Genomic DNA, 278 nt, shown 5'->3' on the forward strand with positions numbered 1-278 from the left:
TCCAGATTCATTTGCTGGAGCAGCCGCTTTTCGATCAGGTTGATGCAACCTGATCGGCGGGTGCTCTAGGAAGCCGAGCTCAGGACTTTCTTTCATGTTCAAACTCGAACCGGATGGCTTTGCCGCCATCGCACCGCTTTTTGACAACCTTTCTCTTCGCCACGGCAGCGTCAGGGCCGTTCTCCGCGCCCCGTCTCTCGGCGATATCTGGGTCGACGATCTGGCGTCGCCGCGTCAGGCCAGTCTGCGTGGGCCGGAGGGGCTGTATCTCGCCGGCG

Annotated in this window: 1 protein-coding gene; it reads left to right on the plus strand. The window is 60.8% G+C overall.

Going from position 1 to position 278, the window contains the following annotated elements:
• Positions 1 to 94 precede the first annotated feature (94 nt).
• Positions 95 to 278, plus strand: a 184-nt coding sequence (locus CXZ10_RS21295) for a hypothetical protein (protein ID WP_210199981.1), incomplete at its 3' end; no start/stop codon positions are given.

This window comes from Pleomorphomonas diazotrophica (assembly GCF_002844595.1).
Taxonomy (GTDB): domain Bacteria; phylum Pseudomonadota; class Alphaproteobacteria; order Rhizobiales; family Pleomorphomonadaceae; genus Pleomorphomonas; species Pleomorphomonas diazotrophica.